Raw genomic sequence first — 24,958 nt, forward strand, 5'->3', positions numbered from 1 at the left:
CGCCAGGGCAGCCCCCCGGCATCCCCCGCTGTCCACTTGTCCCACACTCACCCGAACTTCCGAGCCATCCAGGGATTCAGGTGGTGCGGCCCCACCACGCACCGCATTAAATGGAGGGGTTCATGGATGATTCCAACGCCAGGCTGGTCGCGGCACTGCTGGAAGCCCGACAGCGCCACTGCTTCCCCCCGGACGTGCGCCGGGCGGCCCCCGAGTTCGTCGCACAGGTCCTAGGGCTGCTGTTCCCTCACTTCGCGGAGCGCCTGGAGTGTACCGCCGCCGCTGTCCGCCGGGACGTCACCACCGTGGAGGCCAGCCTCCACCGCCTGCGCGAAACGCTCGCGCCCCTCTACCCGGACATCAACGCCAGCATCCCCGCGCGCTTCATGGAGCGGCTGCCGGAGCTCTACGACTGGCTCCGTCAGGACTCGCAGGCCATCTTCGACGCGGACCCCGCCGCCCGCTCCGTGGACGAGGTCATCCTCACGTACCCGGGCTTCCAGGCCATCGCCATCTTCCGCGTGGCCAATGCGCTGCACATGCTCGGCTTCCCGCTCCTGCCACGGCTGCTCACCGAGTTCGCCCACCAGCGCACCGGCGTGGACATCCACCCCGGCGCCACCATTGGCCGGCGGTTCGTCATCGACCACGGCACCGGCGTCGTCATCGGTGAGACGACGCTCATCGGCGACAACGTGAAGCTCTACCAGGGCGTCACGCTGGGCGCCCTCATGGTGGAGAAGGCCCTGGCGGACAAGAAGCGCCACCCCACGATTGAGGACGACGTGGTGGTGTACGCCAACGCCACCATCCTCGGAGGGGAGACGGTGGTGGGCCACGGCAGCATCATCGCCGGCAACGCGTGGCTCACGCAGAGCATCCCTCCGGGTTCCGTCGTCACCCGACGCAGCGAGATTCGTCCCCGTGGAGCCGACGGCGTCCTGGACGCCATCGAGTTCCACATTTGATGACGCCTTTGCGAAGCACCTACCCCGCGCAGCCCCCGACGAGGCCCGACATGAAGGTCAACAACATCCTCGAGACCATCGGCAACACGCCGCACGTACGCATCAACCGGCTGTTCCCGTCGCGCGTCACGGTCCACATGAAGCTGGAGCGCGCCAATCCGGGCGGCAGCATCAAGGACCGCATCGCCCTCTCCATGATTGAGGACGCGGAGAAGCGCGGCATCCTCAAGAAGAACAGCGTCATCATCGAGCCCACCAGCGGCAACACCGGCATCGGTCTGGCCATGGTCGCCGCGGTGAAGGGCTACAAGCTGGTGCTCGTCATGCCGGAGTCGATGAGCGTCGAGCGCCGCCGCCTGATGGCCGCCTATGGCGCGACGTTCGAGCTCACCCCGCGCGCCCAGGGAATGAAGGGCGCCATCGCCCGCGCCAACGAGCTGCTCTCCCAGGTGCCCGACTCGTGGATGCCCCAGCAGTTCGAGAACGAGGCCAACATCGAGGTGCACAAGCGCACCACCGCCCAGGAAATCCTCAAGGACTTCCCGGACGGGTTGGACTACCTGATTACCGGCGTGGGCACCGGCGGCCACATCACTGGCTGCGCCGAGGTGCTCAAGCAGCACTGGCCCAAGCTGAAGGTCCTCGCGGTGGAGCCCACCAAGTCGCCCGTCATCAGCGGCGGCCAGCCCGGCCCCCACCCCATCCAGGGCATCGGCGCGGGCTTCATCCCGAAGAACCTCCACACCGAGGTGCTGGACGGCACCGTACAGGTCACCGAGGAAGACGCCTTCGAGTTCACCCGCCGCTCCGCGCGCGAGGAGGGCATCTTCGTGGGCGTCTCCTCCGGCGCCGCGCTGTCCGCGGTGAACCAGAAGCTGGGTGAGATGTCGGACGGCAGCCGCGTGCTGTGCTTCTGCTACGACACCGGCGAGCGCTACCTGTCCATCGACACGCTCTTCTCGCCCCAGGGCTGAGCGCCGTCAGCCGCCGTATCCCCGCACCAATTCCACCAGCCGGTCCATCTCCTCCGGCAGGTTGTAGAAGTGCGGGGACAGGCGGATGCGCCCCCGGCGCACGGAGTGGGCGACGTGGTGCTCGGACAGATATGCCCCGAGCGCCCGCGCCTGCGCCCCGGGCGGCAGGAAGGTGAGGATGCCCGCGCGATGCTCCGGCGCGGGCCCCACCTCGCAGCCCAGCGCGAGCAGGCCCTTCTCCAGGGATGCGAGCAGCTCCCGGATGCGCGCCTCGATGTTCTCCACGCCCACCTCCTGCAACAGCTCCAGCGCGGCGCCCAGCGCGTAGAGGCCCGGGTACGCGGCGCTGCCCTCCTCGAACTTGCCCGCGTCGGCGCGCAGCTCGAAGTGGGTGCGGTTGAAGTTCCACGCGTCAGTGGTGCTGCGCCAGCCCACCAGCACCGGACGCAGCCGGGGCAGCACCTCCTTCGCCACGTACAACAGGCCAATGCCGGAGATACCGAGCATCCACTTGTGACTGTCCGCGCTCAGGAAGTGGATGCGACACTTCTTCACGTCCACCGGCACACAGCCGACGCTTTGGATGCCGTCCACACAGAAGAGGACGCCCGCGCGCTCGCACACCCGGCCCACCGCCTCCAGGTCCGTTCGGTGCCCTGTGGCGAACTGCACGGAGGACACCGCCACCAGCCGCGTGCGCGGCGTCAGGGCCTGCTCCACCGCTTCGGGGGTGACACCTCCGGACGGCACCTGGATTTCGCGCACCGCGACGCCGCGGTCCTTCAGGTGCAGCCACGGGTAGACGTTGGAGGGGTACTCCAGCGACGTGGCCACGGCCACCTCGTCCCCCGGCTTCCAGTCCAGGCCCTCCGCCACCAGACCCAGGCCGTGGCTGGTGTTGCGCACGAAGGCCACTTCGCCGGGCTCGGCATGGAGCAGGCGCGCCGCCAACGCACGGATGCGCTCGCAGTGGGCCTCCCAGCCTCGCTCGTGGCGGATGCCATGGTAGACGAGGTCGTCCATCCACTCGCGCACGGCTTCGGCGGCGCGCAGGCTGGTGGGCGCGACTCCGGCATGGTTGAAGTAGAGCTGCTCTTGCAGCACCGGGAAGAGGGCGCGGTAGGACTCGAGGGAGCGCGTCATGCGTCCGAGTCTAGCCACCCGCCTCCCAGTCAGGCGGACGACGTGCGCGGGGAGGCGTGCCCGCGTTCACCCGCCATCAGGGGCCCCCTCCCCTGACGGTGAGCGGATGGGCTATACCTCCGGCCCTCATCAGCGGGGAGCGCAGTGCATGCGTCGCGAGGTTCGCGGTTCCGTGAGGAGCACGTTGCTGCTGGGCCTCCTGTTGGCGGGCTGTGCCGGCACCGTCAAGGCCCCCTATCCGCCCATTCGCGCGGACACCTCTCCAGCGGCGCTCGCGCGCGGGGCGGTCATCTTCCATGCGAGCTGCGAGGCGTGTCACCGGAGCGGTGACGCGGAGACGGCCTCCGGCGCGCCGCTGCACGAGCTGCCGTCGTACATGGGCGACTTCCACTCGTCCAACCTCACCTCGCACCCCACGGCGGGCATCGGCGCGGCGACGGACGAGGAGCTGGCGCGCGTCATCCGCTACGCGGTGAGTCGAGACGGACGGCTGATGGTGATGCCCAGCTATGGCATGGGGGACAAGGACCTGGCGGCGGTGCTGGGCTTCATGCGCTCGGGGCATCCACTCTTCACGCCGGACGCGACTCCCGCGCCGCGCTCCGACTTCAGCTTCATTGGCGGACTGGGATTCCGAGTCATCACCGGCAACGAGCCGGTGCAGCGGCCCGTCGTCGGCATCCCCGTGCCGCCCAAGGGCCCCACGCTGGAGTACGGCCGGTACATGGCCCAGGACGTCTACGACTGCGCCTCCTGTCACACGCCGGGCTTCAGTCCGGACAAGACGCAGGGCGATGACGTCTTCTCGGGAGGAATGTCCTTCAAGGACCCGGAGGGCCAGGAGGTCCACTCCAGCAACATCACCTTCCATGAGACGGGGCTCGCCCACTGGACGCGGGCGGACTTCATGCGCGCGGTGCGGGATGGGATTGCGCCGGATGGCTCCGCGCTGCGCTCGCCCATGCCCCGCTTTCGCGGCATGGATGAGGAGGAGGCCCAGGCCCTCTATGACTATCTGCGCTCGATGCCACCTCGGAAGAACGCCGTGGACGGAGCACGGCCCCGACTCACCGCCACGACGCCCCGCCCGGACTGGGTAACGCCAGTCTCGTTGACCGGGGACGTGCGGGAAGTGGAAGCGCCCGAGGAGGCCACACCAACTGGCGAGGTCGCCCACGCGCCCGCTCCAACGAGCGGTCAAAGCGTCGCGACTCCGGCCGAGGCCACTTCGGCGCCAGCGAGCGTCGCGACCACTGGAGCCACGGCGGCGCCGAGCAGCAGTGCCTCCGCATCGGCGCCACCGAAGGTCGCACCGCCCGCGCCGCGCAAGCCTCGAGTCGTGCCAGCCCGGGTGGATGCGCCCAAGCTCTTCACGCAACTGGGTTGCGCGGGCTGTCATGCGCCCGGGGCCCGCTACCATGACCGGCTCGCTCGCGCCTCCCGCCGGGGCGACGCGGAGCTGGTGCGCTGGGTGCGCAACCCGGAGCAGTTCCAGCCGGGGACGACGATGCCCACCTACGCGGAGTTGCTCGACGTACCCACCGCGCTGGCCCTCGTCCGCTGGGTGAAATCCGGAGGCCCCGCGACCCTGCCTCCCGTCTCCCACTGACCCGCTGAAATTCGCGGGAAATGACCGGAGAAAGGGAGCCCCCACGTATCTGGGGTGGAAGTTCCTCGGGGTGTCCTTCGACACGCCGGGGCACGTGCCACCCCGGTGCCAACCGGCCCCTGCCCCGGGGTGGTGCGTGTAATCTTCCAAGCCTTCCGCCCCGTGGGGAGAAGGCTGCGTCCGGGACGCGGCTCGCATAGCGTGGACGCATGACGGAGTGCCTCCTCAACATCGACCTGGGTGAGCTGCCCGACGAGGATGTGCGGCTCTATGCGCTCGCCCAGGTGGCCAACATCGCCTGTGGCGGACACGCCGGAGACGACGCCTCCATGCGCCGAGCGCTGGAGCTGTGCGCGCGCCATGGCACCCGGGTGTGCGCGCATCCGTCCTATGAGGACCGCGAGGGCTTCGGACGAAGAGCGCTCGACGTGACACCGGACGTCCTGCGCGGACAGGTGGCGAGCCAGTGCGCGCGCCTCTCCAGGCTGGCGCAGGAGCAGCGGGTGCCGGTCGTCTACGCCAAGCTCCACGGCGCGCTGTACCACGCGGCCAACACCTCGCCCGTGCTGGCGCGCGCGGTGGTGGAGGGAATCGTCGAGGCGCTGGGCACGGGCGTCACCCTCATCGCGCCCGCCGAGGGCTCGCTGCGAGACGCGGCGAGGAATGCGGGGCTGGCCCATGCACGCGAGGGCTTCGCGGACCGGGGCACGCTTCCGGATGGCTCGCTGATTCCCCGGGGGCAACCGGGCGCGGTGCTCACGGAGGCGGCGAAGGTGCGGGAGAACACCGTGCGGCTGGCGACCCAGGGCACCGTCGATACGGTGTGCGTGCATGGCGACACGCCCGGGGCGGTGGAGCTGGCCCGCGAGGTGCGCGCCACGCTGGACGCGCTGTCACTCCACGTGGAGCCGCTGGGAGACGGCGCGCTGCGGCTGACGCTGCCCGACAGCCTGGAGCGGCGGGCGGCGCGCGAGGTGCTTCGGGCCCTGCCCGGCGTGGTGGACGCCGTCGTCACCGAGGAACACGCCTGCGTGTACTTCGACCCCTCCGCGCCTCCCGATGAACCCCGCCTGGCGCTGGCGCGACTGCTGCGCGAGACGGTGGCCCCGCCGGAGCAGGCGCTCATCACGTTGCGCGTGCGCTACGACGGGCCCGATTTGGAGAAGGTCGCCACGCGCGCGGGCCTGTCCGTGGACGAGGTGGCCCGGCTCCATGCGGCGCGCGAGTACTCGGTGCGCTGCGTGGGCTTCCTCCCGGGCTTCGCGTATCTGGGCGAGTTGGACCCCCGCATCGTCGTGCCGCGCCTTCCCACGCCGCGCATGCGGGTGCCGGCGCTCGCGGTGGGCATCGCGGGCGGACGCACGGGCGTGTATCCCTTCGCGTCGCCGGGCGGCTGGAACCTGATTGGCACGGCGCTGGACTTCACGGCCTTCCACCCGGACCGGGGCGCGGTGTTGCAACTCGGTGACCGGGTGCGCTTCGAGCGGGTGGGATGATGGCGGGCTGGCTGGAAATCGTGGGGATGGGAGGGCCCGCCACGGTGCAGGACGGCGGGCGGCCGGGGCAGATGCACCATGGCGTCCCACCCGGTGGCGCGCTGGTGCCGGAGCTGCTGGCGCTGGCCAACCGCGCCGTGGGCAACGCCTGGGACGCGGCGGCGCTGGAGTGCCTGGGGTCCCTGGAGCTGCGCGCGCGAGGCAGGCCCTTGCGCGTCTCGGTGGATGGGAGAAGCGAACAGGTGGTGTCCGACGGGGAGAGCCTCCGCGTGCCCGCCCCGGAGCACGCCAGCATCCGCTACGTCGCGGTGGACGGTGGACTGGACGTGCCGGAGGTGCTGGGTGGGCGCGGCACGCTGCTGGTGGCGCGACTGGGTGGACACGAAGGGCGCGTGCTGCGCCCCGGGGATTCGCTTCCCGTGGGAGCGCCGCGAGGGCCCTCGGAGCAGGTGGACGCGGAAGGCCTCTGGGATGACACGGCACCCATCCGGCTGATGCTCGGACCGGACACGGAGAGCTTCGACGCGCTGATGGCGGCCTCGCTCCTGGGAAGCAGCTTCACCGTGTCGAGCGCGAGCGACCGCGTGGGGATGCGCCTGCAGGGCCCCGCGCTGGCGCATGGCGATGAGGGCGCGAGCACGTCGCGGCCCATGGTGCGCGGCGCCATCCAGGTGACGCTGTCGGGTGAGCCCATCATCCTCGGGCCGGACCACCCCACCACGGGCGGCTATCCGCTCATCGCCACCGTCATCCGCGCGGACTGGGGCCGGCTCGGAGCACGGCGCCCCGGAGCCACCGTCGAGTTCCACGCCGTCAATCCAGACGAAGCACGCGAGGCCTGGCGACAGCACCTGCGGCGCTTTCGTGGCGGGGCCTGAGCAGGGTGAATCGCATGGAGCTGCGCACCGAACGGCTCGTCCTTCGGGACTTCCAGCGCGAGGACACCCCGAGCGTCTTCGCCTACCACTCCAAGCCCGCGTACCTGGAGCACTACGGCCAGCCGCCACCGACCCAGGAGGACGTACGCGCCTTCGTCGCCATGCTGTGTGGCTGGGCGCAAGAGGTCCCCCGGGCGAAGTACCAGCTCGCCATCACCCTGGACGGCCGCGTCATCGGCACCTGCGGCGTGCGCAAGCAAGCGCCCGAGGACACCTCCGCGGAATACGGCTGCGAGCTCGACCCGGCTTTCTGGGGTCACGGCTACGCGCGCGAGGCGTCGCGGGCCCTGCTCGAGTTCGGCTTCCAATCGCTCGGCCTGAAGAGGCTGTTCGCCCTCACCCAGCCCGGCAACCTCGGCGCCATCCGGCTCGCGGAGTCACTCGGCTTCCACCGCGTCACCGAAGGCCGCTACGAGCGCCTCCACCCCTGACGCTCAGCCCTCCATCGGCAGCGTGAAGGTGAAGGTCGTCCCCTGCCCGAGCTCGCTGCGCACGCGCACCGCGCCACCGTGCGCCTCGACGATGCCTCGGGTGATGGAGAGCCCCAGCCCCACGCCACTCCCCGGCACTCGCGTCGGCCGCTGGAGCCTGTCGAACAAGACGGGCAAGACCTCCGGCGCAATCCCCGCTCCCGTGTCCTCCACGCTCAGCTCGACCCAATCCGCATGGACCTCCGCCATGACGGTGATGCGCCCACCCGCGGGCGTGAAGCGGACGGCATTGCCCACCAGGTTGGAGAACACCTGATGGATGCGGTCCGGGTCACATCGCACGTCGACATCCCGCTCGGGCACGCGCAGCTCCAGCCCGATGCCCCGCTCCTGCGCCAGCGGCCCCAGCTCCGACGCCTGCTCCAACAGCCGCGAGAGCGCCAACGGCACGCGGCTCACCCGGAAGCCCCCGCCCTCGATGGCCGCGAAGTCGAGCAGGTCATGGATGAGCCGCTCCATCCGGAGCGCCGAGCGGTTGAGCGTGTCCAGATGATGCCGCGCGCGCCCGTTGAGCGGAGACAGCAGCGGCGCCAGCAGCGATGACGTCATGGCGATGACGCCCAGCGGATTGCGCAAGTCATGGGACACCATCGCCAGCAGCTCCCGGCGCAGGCGCGTCTCCGACTCGGCGGCCCGCCGCGCCGCGCGCTCCGCCTCGTACAGCCGCCCGTTCTCCACCGCGACGGCCGCGGAGTCCGCGAGCGACTGGAGGAGGGACACTTCCCGAATCCCCGGCACCCGGCGCTCCGCCCAGTACGCGCCAATGGCCCCCACGGGGTCCGCGCGACGCACCGGCACCATGACGAGGCTCTTCACGAACGTCGCGCGGTAGACGTCGTGAGGGATGCGGTCATCCGCGTAGATGTCCTCGATGACCACGGGCTCCCGGTTCAAGATGGCCCACCCGGAGATGCACGACTCGATGGGGAACCGATGCCCCTTCCATAAGGGGGCAATGGCCTCCTCATCCGCGTAGTGCACGAGGTTGCCTTCGCGCAGGACGAACGTGACCCCATCCGCGCCACTGAGCTGTCGTGCCGCCCGGCGCACCAACGCCATGACGTCTTCCAGCGTCCTCAGGTGCGCCAGCTCCTGCACCACGTCCAGCAAGACCAGCGCGTCGTCGAATGTCAGCGCCTCCAGTGGCAGGCGCTCCTGAAACCTTCGCAAGGGACGGCCTCCTTGTGAGAAGGACTCAGCCAACACACCTGGGAAACAGGACGTTCATTCGCTCGTCGTGTCCGCCCGGAGAGCATCCTGGCGACCTGCCTCCTGTCGACATCTTCTAGATATAGGAACCCGCGACCCGCCCGGCCACGCCGCGCGCCCAGGGAGCACCCGACGTCACGGGCTTTGCCCACGCGTCGACATCCGCCCACCACCCGGGGTTTCCACCTGAATGGAAAATAGCACCCGCTCGCCCCTTCAGGTGGGAGGTGCCGGTGTGGGTGCGTGCCCCTCCCGAAAAATCAGCGCACGGGGGTGAGGGGAAAAAAGCGCGGGGGCCGTCCCGGAAGACAGGCACGCACCAGGAACCGTCATGTCGACGGACTCGCGCCACCTCCGAGAGACGCCTTGCGAAAGACCGAGGACAACACGGGGCTGAGTTCGTGGCGAGGCCGCCCGGTCAACCCGCACGGGAAGAAGTCGCTTCCCGTGGCGCACGACAGCTCACGAGGCGTGTCCTTGCCGGAGTCGTCCGCCATCCCAGGAAGGCAACGAGCCTTCGTTGCCAGCGAGATACCCATCGAACAGAGCGTCACACTTGCCGGAGGAGGGACCTTTCGATGACCATGAGCGCTTCCTGGAGGACCTTCCGCGTGGAGTCGCAACCAAGGCCGACCCTGGCCGCGAGTCCTCTGTCAGGTCACGAGTTGGAGAAGCTTCGCAGGGAGCTGACCCAGGCCGTCGCCCGCGTGTGTCCCCCGCGCCTGGCCAACCGCCGTGATGACCTGGTGCAGACGGCGATGATGCGCGTCATGGAGCTCCAGCGCCGCGAGCCCGACCGCTCCCGGCTCTCCCCCTCCTACCTGTACCGCGTCGCGTACACGGCGCTGGTGGACGAACTGCGCAACGTGGATCGCCGCCGCGAGGTCCCCATCGAGGAGGTGGAGTCGCTGCCTCAGCAGCCGGTGGCGTCGGGAGACCCGGAGAAGTCCGCGAGCGCGTCGCAGATTGCCCGGGCGGTGCGCGACTGCCTGCGCCAGCTCGCACAGGACCGCAGGCTCGCGGTGACGCTGTACCTCCAGGGCCACACCGTGCCGGAAGCAGGAGAGCTGATGGGCTGGGACGGCAAGCGGACCGAGAACCTCGTCTACCGCGGGCTGAGCGCGCTGCGCGTCTGCCTCTCCACGAAGGGATTCGAGCCGTGAGCGAGCATCGACGCGACGACGAAACGAAGCCCGACGAGGCCACCGTCGAGCGCCTGCGCGCCACGGTGCGCGACGAGGAGCTGGCCGCGAGCGATGAACCGGTGGACGCCGACCTCGTGTGGCGCGCGGTGAGCGGGGAGCTGTCCGTGGAGGAGCGGAAGGCCGTCGTCGCTCGCGTGGCGGACGACCCCGCATGGGCCGCCGCGTGGCGACTGGCCCTGGAGCTGACGCGCGCGGCCAGGGAGGCCGAGGCACCCGAGCGTCCCGAGGCGGCGGGCCCTCACGCGCGGAGGCCGGCCGATGAGGCGCGGGAACGGCGGCGGTTCCGCTTCGCCTGGAGCCGTCCCCTGCTGGGCGCGGCGGCGACGGCGGCGCTGGCGCTGGTCGTGGTGGGGGTCGCGATGAGGGAGGACACCTTGTCTCCCAGGCTGCGCGGAGCGGACCCGTCGGGGCTGGTGTCCCAGGTGCCAGAGGACGCGCCGCTGAAGCGGGAGGACTGTGTCTTGCGTTGGAGCGGAGGCCCCGCCGGCACGCGCTGGTCGGTGCGGTTGTCCACGGAGGACCTGAGCTGGGTGCACCGCGCGGACTCGCTGGAGCAGAGCGAGTACCGGGTGCCCGCCTCCGTCCTCGCGCCGTTGGAGTCGGGAACGAAGCTGCTGTGGCAGGTGGAAGCGCGGTTGCCGGACGGACAGGTGCTTCGCGGCATCACCTTCGTCAATCGGTTGGAGTGATGCATGGGGAGCGAAGTCAGGGGAGGAACGTCATGAAGGCAGGCATTCAAATGAAGACGCAACGATGGATGCAGGGGGGGCTGCTGGCGCTCGCGGTACTGGTGGGTGGACTGTCTGGACAAGCCGGGGCGCAGGTTCCTCCGGTGACCACATCGGTGGTGCGGTCCACGCCCATCGCGGGCGAGGCGCGCGACCAGGTGGTGGCCTCGGTGGTGGAGAACGGCGTGCGCACCAGCGTCAATCAACTGGTGACCCTCCAGCTCGTCAACAGTGTCACCGGCGTCGTGGTGGCGCAGACCCATGGCGTGCTGACCGAGACCACGCCCCTGAGACTGAGCTACCGCGCGCTGGTCGCCGACACATTGTACGCGCGGGCCATCGCCTATCAGAGCAGCACGCCGCGCCTGGTGGCCATCCTCACCGTGGAGCGCTGGTCTCCGGTGGCGCCATCCCCGTGGTCCGAGCCGTCCGTCTGCTACTGGGAGCTGGAGCAGATGGAGAAGGATGAGATGCCCGAGCCGGAGCGGCCGACGGTTCCGACAACGATGCAGGTGCTCAAATGCATCCCCGTAGTCCACTCAGCACACTGACATCCCCTGTTGTGACGTTCCGGAAGCGACGACCCGAGGGCTGTCACTGGAGCATCCTCGCCCTCGCGGCGGGGATGCTCCTCGTCGTGTGTCCGGGCGCTGCTTTCGCGAAGGGCGCGGACCGTCCCCCGCCCCCCACGCTCGTGGAGTGCCGGGAGCGATTCGAGGCCCATCCGGAGGAGCAGTCCTCCGCGATGTGCTTCTACCAGTGCGCGCAGGCCGCGCCCGCGCGCGACACCGTCAGGCGCGAGCTGAAGGCCCTGATGGAGCGTCATCCCGACAACGGCTGGCTGGCCCTGGTGTCCGGACACGTGGAGTACCTGGCCGACAGGAAGGCCGCGGAGGCGCCCTACCACCGTGCCGCCTTGACCTTCCGTCGACTCAAGAACGCGGAGGGAGAGGTGCTGGCCGGCATCAACCTGCGCTCCATCCTCCTGACGATGGGGCGCGGCAGCGAGGCCCGGGAGTGGACACAACGCGTGGTCGAGGTGGCCCAGTCTTCCGGGCGGGCGGATCTCCACGCGCGCGCGCTCCTCGTCGAGGCCAGTCAACTCTACGAGGTGGATCAGGACCTGGGCCGGGCCTTTCGCGTCCTCAAGCGCGCCGAGCCGCTCACCTTTCCGGACGGCAGCCCAGGGCTGAAGGCCCAGTACCTGACCGTCATGACCGGCGTCAGCGAGCGGCTGGGCAGGCTGGAGGAGGCCACGGAGGCCAACCGCCGCCTGGCGGAGCACGCCCACGACACGCGAGGCCTCGCCCTGGAGGGGCAGGCGCGGTTCACGCTCGCCAACCTCGCGCTGCGGCGGCTGGATAGGGACCGCGAGCCGGGCGGCGGGGCGCGGGTGCTGGCCCTCGCCCGCGAGGCGCTGGTCGCCGCGGAGAACACGGGGAGCAAGGAGCTGGTGAGTCGCGCGCTGCGCCTGGTCGTGGACGTGCTCGGCCCATCCCCGGAGGAGCAGCTCGAGGCCGAGGCGCTGCTGGAGCGTTGCATGGAGCTGGCGGAGGAGCTGGACTCCAACCAGCGGCGAATCGCCTGTCTCTGGACGCGCGCGGAGCGGCGGGCCGGCCAGGACCCCGCCGCCGCGCTCCGGGACTCCGACACTTCGCTGCGACTGGCCTACGCGCATGGCGAGCCGCAGTACCTGGCCCTGGCCCTGCGCGGCCGAGGCACGGTGGCCTACCGGACACAGCCCCTGCTGGAGGCACTGGTGCATGTCGAGCGGGCCCTGGACGCGGTGGAGGCCCTCCGCCAATCACAGACCGATGCCTCCAGTCAGGCGGAGCTGTTCTCGAACTGGGCACGCGACTACCACCGCCTGGCGGGCTGGACGCTGGAGGCGGGCGGCGCGACGGGGAATACCGCCGTGCTGCCCGAGCGGGAGGCGCTGCGCAGGGCCTTCGGGGTGAGCGAGCGCCTCCGGGCGCGGACGCTGCTCGACGCCCTCATGGCCTCCCGCGCGTTGTTCCCGTCCAAGCCCACACCCGAGCGCCAGGAGGTGCAACGACGACTGACGGCCGTGCAGCGACGACTCCTGGAGCCGAACCTCCCTGCCCCGGAGCGCGAGAAGACCCTGCGTGAGCTGCAGGCGCTGGAGCACAGCGAGCGCGACTTGCGGCCCGCGCCGCGACACGGCGCGACGGAGTTCGCATCACTGGAGGCCGTCGAGCAGGAACTGGCCGAGGACGAGGCCCTGCTGGCCTTCCTCGTGGGCGACGACAAGAACCTGTCCGACGTCTCGGGGGGCGGCGCATGGGTGCTGGTGGTGACACGGGGCGGGGCGCGCGCGCACCGCATCCCCGAGCGCGCGCGGCTCGCGCAGGCCGTCACGCTGTTCTCCGGCCTGCTCGAGCGGCGCGACGGCTCAGAGGTCGGCGCGGCGGCGGCCCTCCATGCGCAACTGCTCGGCCCGGCGCTCGCGGCGCTGCCTCCGGGCGTGCGCAAGCTGTTGCTGGTCCCGGATGGACCGCTGCATGACCTGCCCTTCGCCGCGTTGCGGGAGCGTCCGGGCGACGAGCCCCTGGTGGCGCGTTACGAGCTGGCCCTGGTGCCCTCCGCCAGCCTGTGGCGGCACTGGCGTCTGGAGTCCCCGCACGACCCCGGGGGAGAAGCCCTGGTGCTGGCGGACCCCGACCGCACCAAGTCTCCCCTGGATGGAGCCATCGCCGCGGCGACAGAGCGCGGCGGCGTCTTCGCGGAGGCGGCGCGGCTCGGAGCACTTCCCGAGGCCCGGCGCGAGGGGCATGCGGTGATGGAGGCGCTGCGCACCACCCAGGTGACACCCCACCTCCTGGTGGGCACCGAGGCCTCCGAGCGCGCCCTCAAGAACACCGACCTCGCACGCGTGAAGGTGTTGCATCTGGCGGCCCATGCCGTCGTCGACGCGGAGGCTCCCGAGCGCTCCGCGCTGGTGCTCGCGCCGGGCTCCGACGAGGAGGACGGCATCCTCCAGCCTCGTGACATCGTCGACCTGCCCCTGAAGGGCGCGCTGGTGGTGCTCTCCGCCTGTCGAAGCGCCTCTGGAGCGGTGCTGGCCGGAGAAGGGGTGCTGAGCCTGGCGCGCGCCTTCTTCGAGGCGGGCTCGCGCGCGGTGGTGGCCAGCTTGTGGCCCCTGCAGGACGCGGAAGCCGCGGACCTGGTGGAGCGCTTCTACCGGCACCTGGCCATGGGGGCGAGCACGTCGGCGGCGCTGAGGGCCGCGCAGTTGGAGGCCATCGATGACGGGCTGCCCCCGGCCGCGTGGGCAGGACTGGTGGTGCTGGGAGATGCGTCGCTCGTGGTCACCTCGCCGCGCGAGGACCCGGCCCGCTTCCCAGTCGGAGTGGGAAGCAAGGCGGTGCTCGTCATCGCGACGGCGCTCCTCATCGGCCTCGCGCTCGGGGCCCGCCATCGAACTCGCGGCGGGCCCCCTCCCTGACGGGCTCAGCAGCCGAACGGCGTCCCGTTGCCGCCCGCGCTGAAGGGCGTCCAGATGTAGTTCGGGTCCAGCCCCTCATACGACTGCGAGTTGCAGTACAGGTTCGTCTGCTGGAAGTTGATGAAGCAGCCGCCAGCCAGGCTCGACAGCCAGTTGGTGCGCGTCTTCCAGTCGCTGCACGTGGACACGTGGTGCTGGTGGACACCGTTGTTGTTGAGCGTGGTGGCGCGGCTGTGGGCCTTGAAGTCGTTGTTCACGTTCACGTAGGGGAAATACCAGACGTGCCCCTGGGGAATGGTCTTCTTGAAGAGAACGCCCCAGTCGCACCAACTCTTCAGGCAGTTGCGCTTCTGGATGTCCCAGAAGACGCCGCCGTTGATGGCGCGCACGTAGGCGCCATACCCAATCATGTCCGTCGAAATCCACTCGGTGACCTCGTCGATGTCCCGGTGCCAGTCCTCGCAGCGACCCGCATTGTCGTGCATGGTGCCCTGCCCACCGGCCTTCAAGCCGCCGCACGTGCCCAGGGAGCGCGGTGCACCCGAGCCGAGGGCCGGCTCCGAGACGGACGGCGACGTGCTGCCCTGCTTCCAGTTGCCAGCGGCGACGACCACGTCGCTGTGGGCCTGGAGCGTGCGAGGCACCATCGTGCCCGTGGGAGACAGCGCGAGGTAGAGGGCCGCGGGGCTCGCGGCGGCGGACATCTGCGTCATCACCCGGTTGATGGACGTGGTGGACGTCTCGGGCCCACCCACGGCGACGGCGATGGACTCTTCGTCCACCCGGATGAACTCGACGGTGACGTCATCGGGGGCCCGAAGCGTGGTCAGCACCGGCGCGGTGACGGCGTCGCCCGCGGGGCTCTGCACGACGGCGAGCGTCAGCGGCGGCAGACCATCATCCGGGTATTCCGGCTCGGGCGGGTTCGTGACGGACGACGCACTGGCACTGTCCAGCGCGGGCGGTGACTCCTCCACGCCCGAGTTCGGGGAATCACAGCCGACGGAAAGAGACCACAGCAGACACAGGGGAGACAGACGCACGCCCCAGGACAGGGGGCGACGCGACACGAAGCGAGGGGACATCGAGGCTCCACCACGGGCGCCCGGTCGCCATCATGGCGAGCCAGCCAATCGCGCCAGTGCCTCCACCCAACGTCCCCCGCGGGGGAATCCCCTCACCGATTGAGCAGGCGCGCGAGGAACTCACGGGTGCGAGGGTGCTGGGGCTCGCGCAACACCTGTTGAGGCGGGCCCTCCTCCACCACCTTCCCCGCGTCCATGAACACCACGCGGTGCGCCACGTCCGCCGCGAAGCCCATCTCGTGCGTCACCACGCACATCGTCATGCCCTCGCGCGCCAGCTCGCGCATGACCTCCAGCACCTCGCCCACCAGCTCCGGGTCCAACGCGCTGGTCGGCTCGTCGAAGAGCATCAACTCCGGCTTCATCGCCAGCGCCCGGGCAATCGCCACCCGCTGCTGCTGACCACCGGAGAGCTGTCCCGGGTACGCGTCCGCGCGCGAGTCCAGATGGACCATGGCCAGCATGCGCCGCCCCAGGGCCTCCGCCTCCGCGTCCGACAGCCCCAACACCTTGCGCGGCGCCAGCGTCACGTTGGCCAGCGCGCTCAGGTGGGGGAACAGGTGGAAGCGCTGGAACACCATGCCCACGCGGCGGTGCAGCACCTGGAGCGCCTTGGGCTCATCGCTCACCTGTGTGCCCCCGACGACGACCTGGCCCTCGGAGGGGACTTCCAGGCCGCACAGGCACCGCAAGAGCGTGGACTTGCCACAGCCGGACGGGCCCACGAAGACCACCACCTCTCCGGGCTGCACCGTGAGGTCCACGCCCTTGAGGACCTCCAGCGCCCCGAAACGCTTGTGCAGATTGCGAACCTCGACGAGCGCCATGGCTTTCCTCACCCCTGACGGTGGAGGCGCTTCTCCAGCGCCGAGGCCAGCCGTGTCAGCGGCAGCGTGGCCAACAAATAGAACAACGCGACGAGCGGCCAGACAGCCAGCGGCGCGGCGAGCTGGCTCGCCAGCTCCTGCCCCGCCCGCGTCAGCTCCGCCATGCCGATGATGGACACCAGCGAGGAGTCCTTCAGCAGCGCGATGCCCTCGTTCGTCAAGGGCGGCAGCACGTTGCGCACCGCCTGCGGGAGGATGACGTAGCGCATGACCTGCGCGCGGCCCATCCCCAGCGCTCGCGCGGCCTCCTCCTGCCCCGCGTCCACGGAGGCGATGCCCGCCCGGAAGATTTCCGCCACGTACGCGGCACTGTTGAGCGTCAGCGCCAGCACCGCCGCCAGCATCGGCGCCAGGTCCACGCCCAAGAGCTGCGGCAGCGCGTAGTAGATGAAGATGATTTGCACCAGCAGCGGCGTTCCACGAAGCCCCTCGACGTACGCGGCGCACAGCCACGCCAGCGGTCGGAAGCGCACCCGCCGCCCCAGCGCCACGGCCAGTCCCAGGGGCAGCCCGGAGATCAACGCCAGCACGGTGAGCCCCAGCGTCAGGCCCAGGCCCTGAACGAGCCGCCAGGTCACCTTGCCCCAGGGCACGGCCTGCGGCGTCGCCTGGGCCTTCTGGGCCGCCTCGCCGAAGTAGCGCTCCTCCAGCGCGGCGAACTTCCCGCTGTCGCGAAGGCGCTGGAGCGCGGCGTTGACGGCCTCGCGCAGCGCGGGGTCATCCGGCCGCATCGCGATGCCGTAGTGCTCCTCCGTCAGCAGCCCGCCCGCGGCGCGCAGACCCTGGAAGCCGTGGGCCAGGAAGTAGCGCAGCGTCGGCCCATCCCCCACCACGCCCGCCAGGTTGCCGTTGCGCAGGTCCTGGAGCGCCAGGTCGATGCTCGGGTACTGCCGCACCTCGATGTCCGGGAACTTCTCCAGCACCAGCGAGGCACTGGTGTTGATTTGAATGCCCGCCGTCTTCCCGCGCAGGCTCTCGATTCCGGTGACGGCCGTGTCCGCCTCCCGCGCCACCACGAGCTGTCCCGCCGTGTAGTACGGCGCGGAGAAGCCCAGCCGCTGCTGGCGCTCGGGCGTTATCGTCACGGCCGAAATCACCAGGTCGAACTTCCCCGCCATCAGCGCGGGAAACACCCCGTCGAAGGACGTGTTCGTCCACGCCACCTTCGCGCCCAGCTCTTCCGCGATGAGCGCTCCCAGCTCGATGTCGAACCCCACCAGCTCGCCGTCCTTCACGGACTCGAACGGCGGGTAGGTGGCATCCGTCCCGATGCGCAGCGTCCGCCCCTTCCAGTCCCCCCGGGAGCCCGGCGCCTCACCCCGGCCACAGCCGAGCAGCACCAGCACCCCCCACACGAGGCACAGCAAGGCCAGCCCGGGAGTGTGGGCCTGGCGACACGAAAGGCGGCGGCGCGACATGGAACGAACAGCTCCCATGCCCAACTATCCCTGAGGCATCAAGGGTTTCCACCGGGACCGGACAACCCGTGACAGCCACGCAACTTCCGCCCTCTCCGGGCCGATACTCTTCCACACCATGAAGACCCCCATCTCCGGCCCCCGCGTCCAGCCCCGTCCGCTCGAGACCCCTGCCACCCCGGCGCCCGTCCGCAACGAGGTGAAGCCCCAGGCGCCCGTGGTGCGCGGTGACGCTCGCGACGTGTCCCTGTTCGACACGGGCGCGGCGCGCAAGCCGACGGTGGCGCTGACCACGCCGGTCGCCCCCCAGGGGACGAACGTCGCCCCGGGCACCTACCCCAGCGTCGCGGACGTGAAGGCCATTGCCTCCATCCAGGACCCGGTGGCGCGCAACTACGCGATTACGCAGGGCTACGCGGACCTGTCCAACGGCCTGGGTCAGATGCTCGGCAAGGAGAACGCCAACTGGTCCACCTTCGCGACGTGGGCGTCCAAGCAGGCGGGCGTGAGCATCCGCAACGAGGACATGCCCAAGTTCTTCACCGACGCGCTCAAGGGCGCCGGTGACATGGCCGGTCCGCTGAAGAAGGTGGACGACGTGCTGCGCAAGGTGGGCCTGCCCGCGCTGCCGCTGGCGGACATCGCCGCGGCGGGCAGCGAGGCGCTCAACAACGTCAGCAAGTCGATTGCCGACGGCAACCAGTTCGTCTTCAACGAGGTGGGCCAGGAGTTCGCCCGCTTCATCGAGACCTTCCAGGGCGACACGTCCTACGACGCCGCCAAGACGCAGAAGTACCTGGACGGCTTCGGCAAGGACAAGCCGCTCCTGAAGGAGGCCTTCGGCCACTACACCAAGGCCATGTTCGAGAAGGACCCGAACAAGAAGGCGGAGCTGATGCTGCTGGCCAATGACCAGATTGGCCTGCACGAGCAGACGCAGCTCCAGCAGCACGTGGAGAAGGCGCTCAACGCGCCGGTGAAGGACACCTTCCGGAGCATCCTCAAGCAGAGCATCGAGTCCGGCATCAACGCGCTGCCCTTCCCCGCCAACCTCGCGGGCAAGGCCGCCCTGAAGACGGGCCTCGTGGACGCGGCGCTCAACCCCCTGGTCGACGCGACGGCCTCCGTGTTCCGCCGGCTCGCCACCGAGCACATGATGAAGCTCGCGGTGCCGGGCGGCGCGCTGAAGCTGGGCAACGACCTGCCCCCGCCTCCGGGGATGGAGAGCACGCTCTTCCCGCCGCACCTGCGCGCCATCGAGAACCCGGAGCTGCGCGCCCTGCTGGGCAAGCTGGACTCCAGCTCCGACAGCCTCAAGGGCACCGCGGCCAAGGACTGGAGCAAGCTGGACCAGCGGATGAACTACATCATCGACCTGTTCCGCACGCGCCAGTCGGACCCGCACCTGTTCGACGCGCCGTTCGGCAAGACGGGCACCACCTACCCGCTGCCGGCCACCCAGCAGCGCGCGGGCTGAAGTCCCTCGGGGCGCCGTCACCTCGGCGCCCCGTCGCCGTCACACCTCGTCCACCACGAACTGCTCCTGCCGGGCGATGCCCAGCTTCTTCATCCGGCTCTGGAGCGTGGAGGGCTTGAGGCCCAGGAGCGCCGCCGCCCCGCCCGGCCCGTAGACGCGCCCCCGCGTGAGCGTCAGCACCCGCAGGATGTGCTCCCGCTGCACCGCCGCCAGCGTCAGCACCGAGCCGGGCTTCATCGTCGCGTCCAGCACGCTCGGCACCGCCGGCTCCACCTGCGCCGCCGGGTGAGCACTTCCACCGTGCGACACCACGTCGAACGAGGAAGGACCCAGCTCCGTGCCCTTCGTCAGGATGGTGGCGCGCTCCAGCGCGTTGCCCAGCTCGCGCAGGTTGCCCGGCCAGTCATACGACTCCAGCCTGGCCAGCCCCGCCGGTGACACGCGCATGCCGCGCCGACCGGTGCGCCGCGCCTGCTCTTCCAGGAGGAACGTGCACAACTGCGCCAGGTCCTCGCGCCGCTCGCGCAGGGGCGGCAGTCGCAGCGGGAAGACACTCAGCCGGTAGTAGAGGTCCTCGCGGAAGCGCTTCTCGGCGATGGCGCGGTGCAGGTCCACGTGCGTGGCCGCGAGGATGCGCACGTCCGAGCGCACCGTCTTGTCGCTGCCCACCGGTTCGAAGGCCTTCTCCTGGAGCGCGCGCAAGAGCTTCGCCTGAAGTTCGACGGGCAGCTCGCCCACCTCGTCCAAGAGCAGCGTGCCTCCGCTCGCCATCTGGAAGCGGCCCGCGCGGTCCTTCGTCGCGCCGGTGAAGGCGCCCTTCACGTGGCCGAACAGCTCGCTCTCCAGCAGGCCCGCCGGAATCGCCGCGCAGTTGAGCGTGACGAAGGGCTGGTCCGCGCGCGAGCTCCACTTGTGGATGGCCCGCGCCAGCCGCTCCTTGCCCGTGCCCGTCTCACCGGTAATCAGCACCGGCGTGTCCGTCTCCGCCACCTGCCGCGCCCGCCGCGCCAAATCCCTCATGACGGGACTCAGCGACGCCTCGAGGATTCCCTCCGACTCTCCGCTGAGCTGCGCCTCCAGGAGCTTCGCGTGCTCATGGTCCTGCCGGTGCAGCCGCTCGAACGTCGCGCGCTGCTCGGCCGCCTGGAGCGCCGTCGCCAACATCTGGCCGTACACCTCCACCAGGTCCACCACCGGCTGCGGGTACGTCTCGCACTCGGCGCGGTCCAACGTGAGCACGCCATAGGTGCGCTCGCCCGCGCACAGCGGCACCACCATGCACGCGTGCCCCGGCGGCAAATCCAGCACGCCGTCGAACGGGTCTCCGTCGCCGTGCGAGTGGTCCTCTTCCGTGAAGGCCCGCGCGCGCCGTGTCTCCAGCGCATGCCGCAGCGAGGGGAACTCCGACAACGTCAGCGCGTGGTGGCGCACCTTCGCGTTCGCCAGCGGACCGCGCGCCGCCACCGACACCAGCTTGCCGTCCCTCAGCAGGAACAGCGTCGCCAGGTCGAAGCGCACCACGCGCGTCAACCAGTCCAGTCCTCGACGAAGCAGCTCATCCACCGAATCTTCGGTGGTTGCCAGCTCGACCAGGTCCCGAGCATCCTTCGCGCCCTCGGTTGGCGCTGACAGTTCATCCGACATGAGGCATGAATAATAGCGCTCCACCGAAATTGCAGTGGCGGTCATCACCGATATTTCGTTATTCACCGTCCCAGCAACACCGGCCAGTGGGGGCCTGAAGTCAAATCCCCGGAATCATTGAAGTCGATTGACTGGCACGAGGTCTGCTGTAGCCGTTAGCAGAAGACACCTTCCCAGGGGCCCCCCGCGGGTCCCTCAACCCAAGGAGCAGTACATGCTGACCGTTGGCGACAAGATTCCGAGCTTCAAGGTCAAGGCCACCGTGAGCCTGGAGAAGGGCAAGGAGTTCCAGGAGATCACGAACGAGACCTACAAGGGCAAGTGGCTGGTGCTGTTTGCGTGGCCCAAGGACTTCACGTTCATCTGCCCCACGGAGATCGCGGAGTTCGGCAAGAAGAACAAGGACTTCAATGACCGTGACGCGCAGGTGCTGGGCCTGAGCACGGACAGCGAGTTCGTGCACCACGCGTGGCGCACGCACCACCCGGACCTCAAGGGCCTGCCGTTCCCGATGCTGGCGGACCTGAAGCACGAGCTCTGCAACGCGCTGGGCATCCTCCACAAGGAGGAGGGCGTGGCGCTGCGCGCGACGTTCATCGCGGACCCCGAGGGCATCATCCGCCACGTGACGGTCAACGACCTGTCCGTGGGCCGCAACGTCTCCGAGACGGTCCGCACCCTGGACGCGCTCCAGACGGACGAGCTGTGCCCCTGCAACTGGAGCAAGGGTGAGGAGACCCTGACCCAGAAGCTGGCGAAGGCGGGGTAACGCGTCATGGCCTCGCTCGAAGTCGTCCGCTCTGAACTCGCGGACGCCCACAAGGACACCCGCCTCAACCTCCAGGCAGTCCTGGAAGGTGGCAGCCTCACCCCCGAGCAGCGCTGGGGCGTGGCTGTCGCGTCGGCCTACGCCGTTCGGAATGACCGGCTGAAGGAAGCGATGCTCAACGAGGCGCGGAAGGCACTCGCGAACCCCGAGCCCATCATCGAGGACGCGCGTGCTGCGGCGTCGCTGATGGCGATGAACAACGTCTACTACCGCTTCCGGCACATGATCGGGAAAGAGTCGTACTCGACCAAGCGCGCCGGACTGCGGATGAACAGGCTCGCGCAGGTGCTGACCAACAAGGTGGACTTCGAGCTGGTCTGCCTCGCGGTCAGCGCCATCAACGGCTGCGAGATGTGCATGCAGTCCCACGAGAAGGTCGTCCTCGAGGGCGGCCTCTCCGAGGACCAGGTGCACGACGCGGTGCGAGTCGCGGCGGTCATCCACGCCGCGGCGGTGGGCCTGGAGTCTTAAGCCTCGCACCCGCGAGTCATTCGCTGTGCTTCACCCGCGCCCTCCGGTGGAAACACCGGGGGGCGCTCCATTTGTGGGCGACGCGCATCTGAACGAGCGTCCGCACCCCTTAAGAACGAAAGGAAGTCCCTCATGTACAAGAGCCCCAGCCCCCTCCCCGAGAAGACCCGCGCCTCCATCGCCGAATCGCTCAACGCCCGCCTGGCGGACGGCCTGGACCTGCACTCGCAAATCAAGGTGGCCCACTGGAACATCAAGGGCCCGCAGTTCGCGGCGCTGCACCCGCTGTTCGAGACCTTCGCCGTCAGCCTCGCCAACCACAACGACTCCATCGCCGAGCGCGCGGTGACGCTGGGGGGCAAGGCGTTTGGCACCACCCGCCATGTCAGCAAGTCCAGTCGCCTGCCTGAGTATCCGCAGGAGACGACGCGTGACTTGGAGCACGTGAAGCTGCTCGCCGAACGCATCGAGGTCTACCTGGAAGGCCTGCGAGACAGCCGCAAGCTCTTCGTCGAGGTGGATGACGCGGATTCCGAGGACCTGGCCACCGGCATCATCGTGGAGTTCGAGAAGCACGTCTGGTTCCTGCGCGCCTCACTGGAGACCTGAGGCCGGCGGCACCCGGGGCGAAGGCGCCGTGAGTGTGCATGGCGCTATACGCTCCCAGCACGTTTGACGGAGCCCTTGTGCCTGTTTTCGCCACGTTGCGAAGGGCACGAGGGTTGCTCTACCAGGGAGCACCCCGCCCGCGACGATGCGGTCCGGGCATCCCTGGAGAAGTCCCCGTGCGAACCCTCATTGGCCTGTCTCTCTCCGCCCTCCTCGTCGCGTGTGGCCGCGACGTGCCCCCGGATGAAGTGATTGAAGCCGCCAAGGCGCGCGTGGAGCGCGTCGTCGCGGCGGGGCACCTGACGCGGGGCGCGCTGGAGGTGCTCGGGTTCATGCCCGTGTACACCTGTGGCGAGCCGCGCCGGGCGTTCCTGGATATCGCGGCGCCCGACGTGAGCGCGCGCCTGTCCTGCGCCACGGCCACGGTGGAGCAGCTCGACGCGGTGACGGACGGCGTGGTGCTGAGCTTCAACGGGCCGGACTGCGAGGTCCACGGCCTGCGGCTCGAAGGCCGTGCCTTCTTCAAGTACAGCGGCGGTGTGGACCGGATGGACGTCTCGGTGGACCTGCGCCAGCTGCGCGTGGACGGCGCGGTGCTGCCCGCGGAGGTCGGCTATGGCACCTGTGGAGACCAGACGAGCGTCTGGGCGAAGGCGGCCGGCGACGTCCCGGGACGCCCGGGCCACACGCTGCGCGTGGACGCGCGGGTGGGCAAGCGCGCGGGCCTGCCGCTGTTGGGTGGCTCCTCGCTGGTGCTCGACGGTGAAGGGGAGCTCACGGGCCCCGACGGCGTGGACACGATGACGCTCGACACCCTCCAGTACGAGGTGGGCGAGTACCTGCCCAAGGAGGGCACGGCCATCCTGGAGACGTCGGACGGACACCGCGTGGAGGCGAACTTCCAGCCGGGCCTGTGGCGGCTGGGCAAGGTGGAGGTGACGGTGGATGACCACGCCTCCGTGACGGTGCCCATCATCCGGTAGCAAGGGAATGCGCGCGCGTCGTCGCTTTCCGCTAGGGTTCCCGGCCGTGAGCGACGACGTCACGATTCCCGCATTCCGCTCCGTGCCCCGCACGGGCGTCATCTACGTCACCGCCGAGGCCACGCGCCGAGGCTACCGTTCCAGCGACCCCGACTGGTGCAACCTGGGCCAGGGGCAGCCGGAGACGGGAGATTTGCCCGGCGCACCGGCCCGCCTGAACACGGTGAACATCGACGTGGCGGACATGGAGTACGCACCGGTGGCGGGGCTGTGGGACGTGCGAGAAGCCATCGCCGGCCTCTACAACCGCCTCTACCGCAAGGGGCTGCCCAGCCAGTACAGCGCGGAGAACGTGTGTCTCTCCGGTGGCGGGCGAGCGGCCCTCACCCGCGCCGCGGCGAGCCTGGGCTCCATCAACCTGGGCCACTTCCTGCCGGACTACACGGCCTACGAGGAGCTGCTGGACGTCTTCAAGGCGTTCACCGCCATCCCCATCCTCCTGGAGGGTGAGCGCGGCTACGCCTTCACCCACGAGGACCTGCGCCGCGAGGTGCAGGGCCGCGGGCTGTCCGCGCTGCTCTTCTCCAACCCGTGCAACCCCACCGGCAAGCTGGTGCAGGGGGACGAGCTGGCGCGGTGGGTGGGCGTGGCGCGTGAGCAGGAGTGCGTGCTGCTCATCGACGAGTTCTATTCGCACTACATCTGGACGGGCCGCCCCGGGCACCTGCCGGTGGAGAGCGCCGCGCGCTACGTGGAGGACGTGAACCGCGACCCCGTCGTCCTCTTCGACGGCTTCACCAAGAACTGGCGTTATCCGGGCTGGCGCATGACGTGGACGGTGGGGCCCAAGCAGGTGATTGAAGCCGTCTCCAGCGCGGGCAGCTTCCTGGACGGAGGAGGCAGCCGGCCCTTGCAGCGCGCCGCCATTCCCCTGCTCCAGGAGGAGCCTGTCATCGCGGAGACGCTGGCCATCCACACGGCCTTCCGCGAGAAGCGGGACAAGTTCCACTCGCGCCTGGAGCGGCTGGGCATCCGCACGGACCGCGCGCCGGATGGGACGTTCTATGTCTGGGGCAACGTGTCCGGACTGCCCGCGCCGCTCAACGACGGCATGGGCTTCTTCCGCGCCGCGCTGGAGCAGAAGATCATCACCGTGCCGGGTGAGTTCTTCGACGTGAATCCAGGCAAGCGCCGCGCGCGGCCATCCCGCTTCCGCGGCTACGTGCGGCTGTCTTTCGGGCCGTCCATGGAAGTGCTGGAGAAGGCGCTGACGCGACTGGAAGCCATGGTGCTGCAGCACAGCCGCACCTGACGCGCGCAACCACCTT

22 protein-coding genes are annotated in these 24,958 nt (G+C 69.8%); 16 read left to right on the top strand and 6 right to left on the bottom strand.

Translation table 11 applies throughout. From position 1 onward, the window contains the following. Nucleotides 1-122 precede the first annotated feature (122 nt). The gene (gene epsC / locus HR086_RS13595; RefSeq protein WP_174456504.1) at nt 123-968 is read left to right on the top strand and encodes a serine O-acetyltransferase EpsC; all 846 of its coding nucleotides are present in this window, start codon (nt 123-125) and stop codon (nt 966-968) included. Nucleotides 969-1,018: 50 nt separating this feature from the next. After that, a complete protein-coding gene (gene cysK, locus HR086_RS13600) occupies nt 1,019-1,942 on the top strand; it encodes a cysteine synthase A (protein ID WP_141641604.1) in 924 nt (307 codons plus the stop codon). 6 nt (nt 1,943-1,948) lie between these two features. On the opposite strand, the gene HR086_RS13605 is transcribed toward cysK, so the two are convergent. Then, nucleotides 1,949-3,085: an aminotransferase class V-fold PLP-dependent enzyme gene (locus HR086_RS13605; protein ID WP_174465839.1), complete on the bottom strand. Its 1,137-nt coding sequence runs from the start codon at nt 3,083-3,085 to the stop codon at nt 1,949-1,951. 148 nt (nt 3,086-3,233) lie between these two features. Between HR086_RS13605 and HR086_RS13610 the strand changes: the two genes are divergently transcribed. The 4 genes from HR086_RS13610 to HR086_RS13625 all read left to right on the top strand — a co-directional run bounded on the left by HR086_RS13610 (nt 3,234) and on the right by HR086_RS13625 (nt 7,559). Next, nucleotides 3,234-4,694, top strand: a complete 1,461-nt coding sequence (locus tag HR086_RS13610; protein WP_174465840.1) for a c-type cytochrome — start codon at nt 3,234-3,236, stop codon at nt 4,692-4,694. A gap of 209 nt (nt 4,695-4,903) precedes the next feature. Further along, nucleotides 4,904-6,190 (top strand): LamB/YcsF family protein, encoded by a 1,287-nt coding sequence (locus tag HR086_RS13615; RefSeq protein WP_174465841.1) that lies wholly within the window; start codon nt 4,904-4,906, stop codon nt 6,188-6,190. Next, complete coding sequence (locus HR086_RS13620; protein WP_254626321.1) at nt 6,187-7,068, top strand: biotin-dependent carboxyltransferase family protein; 882 nt, start codon at nt 6,187-6,189, stop codon at nt 7,066-7,068. Before HR086_RS13615 ends, HR086_RS13620 begins: the two co-directional genes overlap by 4 nt. Before the next feature lie 14 nt (nt 7,069-7,082). Further along, complete coding sequence (locus HR086_RS13625; protein WP_174456507.1) at nt 7,083-7,559, top strand: GNAT family N-acetyltransferase; 477 nt, start codon at nt 7,083-7,085, stop codon at nt 7,557-7,559. A gap of 3 nt (nt 7,560-7,562) precedes the next feature. On the opposite strand, the gene HR086_RS13630 is transcribed toward HR086_RS13625, so the two are convergent. Further along, complete coding sequence (locus HR086_RS13630; RefSeq protein ID WP_141641609.1) at nt 7,563-8,789, bottom strand: GAF domain-containing sensor histidine kinase; 1,227 nt, start codon at nt 8,787-8,789, stop codon at nt 7,563-7,565. 617 nt (nt 8,790-9,406) lie between these two features. Here HR086_RS13630 and HR086_RS13635 point away from each other — a divergent pair. Genes HR086_RS13635 through HR086_RS13650 form a run of 4 tightly spaced genes read left to right on the top strand, consistent with a single transcriptional unit; the run spans nt 9,407 to nt 14,227 of the window. Then, nucleotides 9,407-9,991, top strand: a complete 585-nt coding sequence (locus HR086_RS13635; RefSeq protein ID WP_174456508.1) for an RNA polymerase sigma factor — start codon at nt 9,407-9,409, stop codon at nt 9,989-9,991. Beyond that, nucleotides 9,988-10,722 (top strand): hypothetical protein, encoded by a 735-nt coding sequence (locus HR086_RS13640; protein ID WP_373564295.1) that lies wholly within the window; start codon nt 9,988-9,990, stop codon nt 10,720-10,722. The genes HR086_RS13635 and HR086_RS13640 overlap by 4 nt, the downstream gene beginning before the upstream one ends. A 50-nt stretch (nt 10,723-10,772) precedes the next feature. Next, the gene (locus tag HR086_RS13645) at nt 10,773-11,312 is read left to right on the top strand and encodes a hypothetical protein (protein WP_174462819.1); all 540 of its coding nucleotides are present in this window, start codon (nt 10,773-10,775) and stop codon (nt 11,310-11,312) included. Nucleotides 11,313-11,323: 11 nt separating this feature from the next. Beyond that, nucleotides 11,324-14,227 (top strand): CHAT domain-containing protein, encoded by a 2,904-nt coding sequence (locus HR086_RS13650; RefSeq protein ID WP_373564296.1) that lies wholly within the window; start codon nt 11,324-11,326, stop codon nt 14,225-14,227. 5 nt (nt 14,228-14,232) lie between these two features. On the opposite strand, the gene HR086_RS13655 is transcribed toward HR086_RS13650, so the two are convergent. The 3 genes from HR086_RS13655 to HR086_RS13665 form a co-directional block, all read right to left on the bottom strand. Then, nucleotides 14,233-15,312 carry a hypothetical protein gene (locus tag HR086_RS13655; RefSeq protein ID WP_174465842.1) on the bottom strand — a complete coding sequence of 360 codons (1,080 nt, stop codon included), beginning with the start codon at nt 15,310-15,312 and terminating at the stop codon, nt 14,233-14,235. A gap of 92 nt (nt 15,313-15,404) precedes the next feature. Continuing rightward, a complete protein-coding gene (locus HR086_RS13660) occupies nt 15,405-16,139 on the bottom strand; it encodes an amino acid ABC transporter ATP-binding protein (RefSeq protein ID WP_174465843.1) in 735 nt (244 codons plus the stop codon). Nucleotides 16,140-16,147: 8 nt separating this feature from the next. Continuing rightward, nucleotides 16,148-17,617, bottom strand: a complete 1,470-nt coding sequence (locus HR086_RS13665) for an ABC transporter permease subunit (protein WP_174465844.1) — start codon at nt 17,615-17,617, stop codon at nt 16,148-16,150. A 118-nt stretch (nt 17,618-17,735) separates the two neighbouring features. Here HR086_RS13665 and HR086_RS13670 point away from each other — a divergent pair, with 118 nt between their 5' ends. Then, a complete protein-coding gene (locus HR086_RS13670; RefSeq protein ID WP_174456514.1) occupies nt 17,736-19,094 on the top strand; it encodes a hypothetical protein in 1,359 nt (452 codons plus the stop codon). A gap of 39 nt (nt 19,095-19,133) precedes the next feature. On the opposite strand, the gene HR086_RS13675 is transcribed toward HR086_RS13670, so the two are convergent. Further along, nucleotides 19,134-20,738, bottom strand: a complete 1,605-nt coding sequence (locus HR086_RS13675; protein WP_174456515.1) for a sigma 54-interacting transcriptional regulator — start codon at nt 20,736-20,738, stop codon at nt 19,134-19,136. A 214-nt stretch (nt 20,739-20,952) separates the two neighbouring features. On the opposite strand from HR086_RS13675, the gene HR086_RS13680 reads away from it, so the two are divergent. From HR086_RS13680 to HR086_RS13700, 5 genes are all read left to right on the top strand, one after another. Beyond that, nucleotides 20,953-21,507, top strand: a complete 555-nt coding sequence (locus HR086_RS13680; protein WP_141641619.1) for a peroxiredoxin — start codon at nt 20,953-20,955, stop codon at nt 21,505-21,507. A 6-nt stretch (nt 21,508-21,513) separates the two neighbouring features. Then, nucleotides 21,514-22,038 (top strand): carboxymuconolactone decarboxylase family protein, encoded by a 525-nt coding sequence (locus tag HR086_RS13685; RefSeq protein ID WP_141641620.1) that lies wholly within the window; start codon nt 21,514-21,516, stop codon nt 22,036-22,038. A 69-nt stretch (nt 22,039-22,107) separates the two neighbouring features. Next, nucleotides 22,108-22,647, top strand: a complete 540-nt coding sequence (gene dps, locus HR086_RS13690) for a DNA starvation/stationary phase protection protein Dps (protein WP_174465855.1) — start codon at nt 22,108-22,110, stop codon at nt 22,645-22,647. A 176-nt stretch (nt 22,648-22,823) separates the two neighbouring features. Beyond that, nucleotides 22,824-23,630 (top strand): hypothetical protein, encoded by an 807-nt coding sequence (locus HR086_RS13695; protein ID WP_141641622.1) that lies wholly within the window; start codon nt 22,824-22,826, stop codon nt 23,628-23,630. Nucleotides 23,631-23,676: 46 nt separating this feature from the next. After that, nucleotides 23,677-24,942 carry a pyridoxal phosphate-dependent aminotransferase gene (locus HR086_RS13700; RefSeq protein WP_174465845.1) on the top strand — a complete coding sequence of 422 codons (1,266 nt, stop codon included), beginning with the start codon at nt 23,677-23,679 and terminating at the stop codon, nt 24,940-24,942. Nucleotides 24,943-24,958: the final 16 nt, after the last annotated feature.

This window comes from Myxococcus sp. CA039A (assembly GCF_013336645.1).
GTDB lineage: Bacteria > Myxococcota > Myxococcia > Myxococcales > Myxococcaceae > Myxococcus > Myxococcus llanfairpwllgwyngyllgogerychwyrndrobwllllantysiliogogogochensis.

Bases quoted from the DNA above. Each gene is read 5' to 3' on its own strand.
- HR086_RS13665 (WP_174465844.1), bottom strand. From the start codon at position 17,617: ATGTCGCGCCGCCGCCTTTCGTGTCGCCAGGCCCACACTCCCGGGCTG.
- HR086_RS13680 (WP_141641619.1), top strand. From the start codon at position 20,953: ATGCTGACCGTTGGCGACAAGATTCCGAGCTTCAAGGTCAAGGCCACC.
- HR086_RS13635 (WP_174456508.1), top strand. From the start codon at position 9,407: ATGACCATGAGCGCTTCCTGGAGGACCTTCCGCGTGGAGTCGCAACCA.
- HR086_RS13620 (WP_254626321.1), top strand. From the start codon at position 6,187: ATGATGGCGGGCTGGCTGGAAATCGTGGGGATGGGAGGGCCCGCCACG.
- epsC (WP_174456504.1), top strand. From the start codon at position 123: ATGGATGATTCCAACGCCAGGCTGGTCGCGGCACTGCTGGAAGCCCGA.
- HR086_RS13615 (WP_174465841.1), top strand. From the start codon at position 4,904: ATGACGGAGTGCCTCCTCAACATCGACCTGGGTGAGCTGCCCGACGAG.
- HR086_RS13610 (WP_174465840.1), top strand. From the start codon at position 3,234: ATGCGTCGCGAGGTTCGCGGTTCCGTGAGGAGCACGTTGCTGCTGGGC.
- HR086_RS13625 (WP_174456507.1), top strand. From the start codon at position 7,083: ATGGAGCTGCGCACCGAACGGCTCGTCCTTCGGGACTTCCAGCGCGAG.
- HR086_RS13685 (WP_141641620.1), top strand. From the start codon at position 21,514: ATGGCCTCGCTCGAAGTCGTCCGCTCTGAACTCGCGGACGCCCACAAG.
- cysK (WP_141641604.1), top strand. From the start codon at position 1,019: ATGAAGGTCAACAACATCCTCGAGACCATCGGCAACACGCCGCACGTA.
- HR086_RS13605 (WP_174465839.1), bottom strand. From the start codon at position 3,085: ATGACGCGCTCCCTCGAGTCCTACCGCGCCCTCTTCCCGGTGCTGCAA.
- HR086_RS13655 (WP_174465842.1), bottom strand. From the start codon at position 15,312: ATGTCCCCTCGCTTCGTGTCGCGTCGCCCCCTGTCCTGGGGCGTGCGT.
- HR086_RS13670 (WP_174456514.1), top strand. From the start codon at position 17,736: ATGAAGACCCCCATCTCCGGCCCCCGCGTCCAGCCCCGTCCGCTCGAG.
- HR086_RS13675 (WP_174456515.1), bottom strand. From the start codon at position 20,738: ATGTCGGATGAACTGTCAGCGCCAACCGAGGGCGCGAAGGATGCTCGG.
- HR086_RS13660 (WP_174465843.1), bottom strand. From the start codon at position 16,139: ATGGCGCTCGTCGAGGTTCGCAATCTGCACAAGCGTTTCGGGGCGCTG.
- HR086_RS13645 (WP_174462819.1), top strand. From the start codon at position 10,773: ATGAAGACGCAACGATGGATGCAGGGGGGGCTGCTGGCGCTCGCGGTA.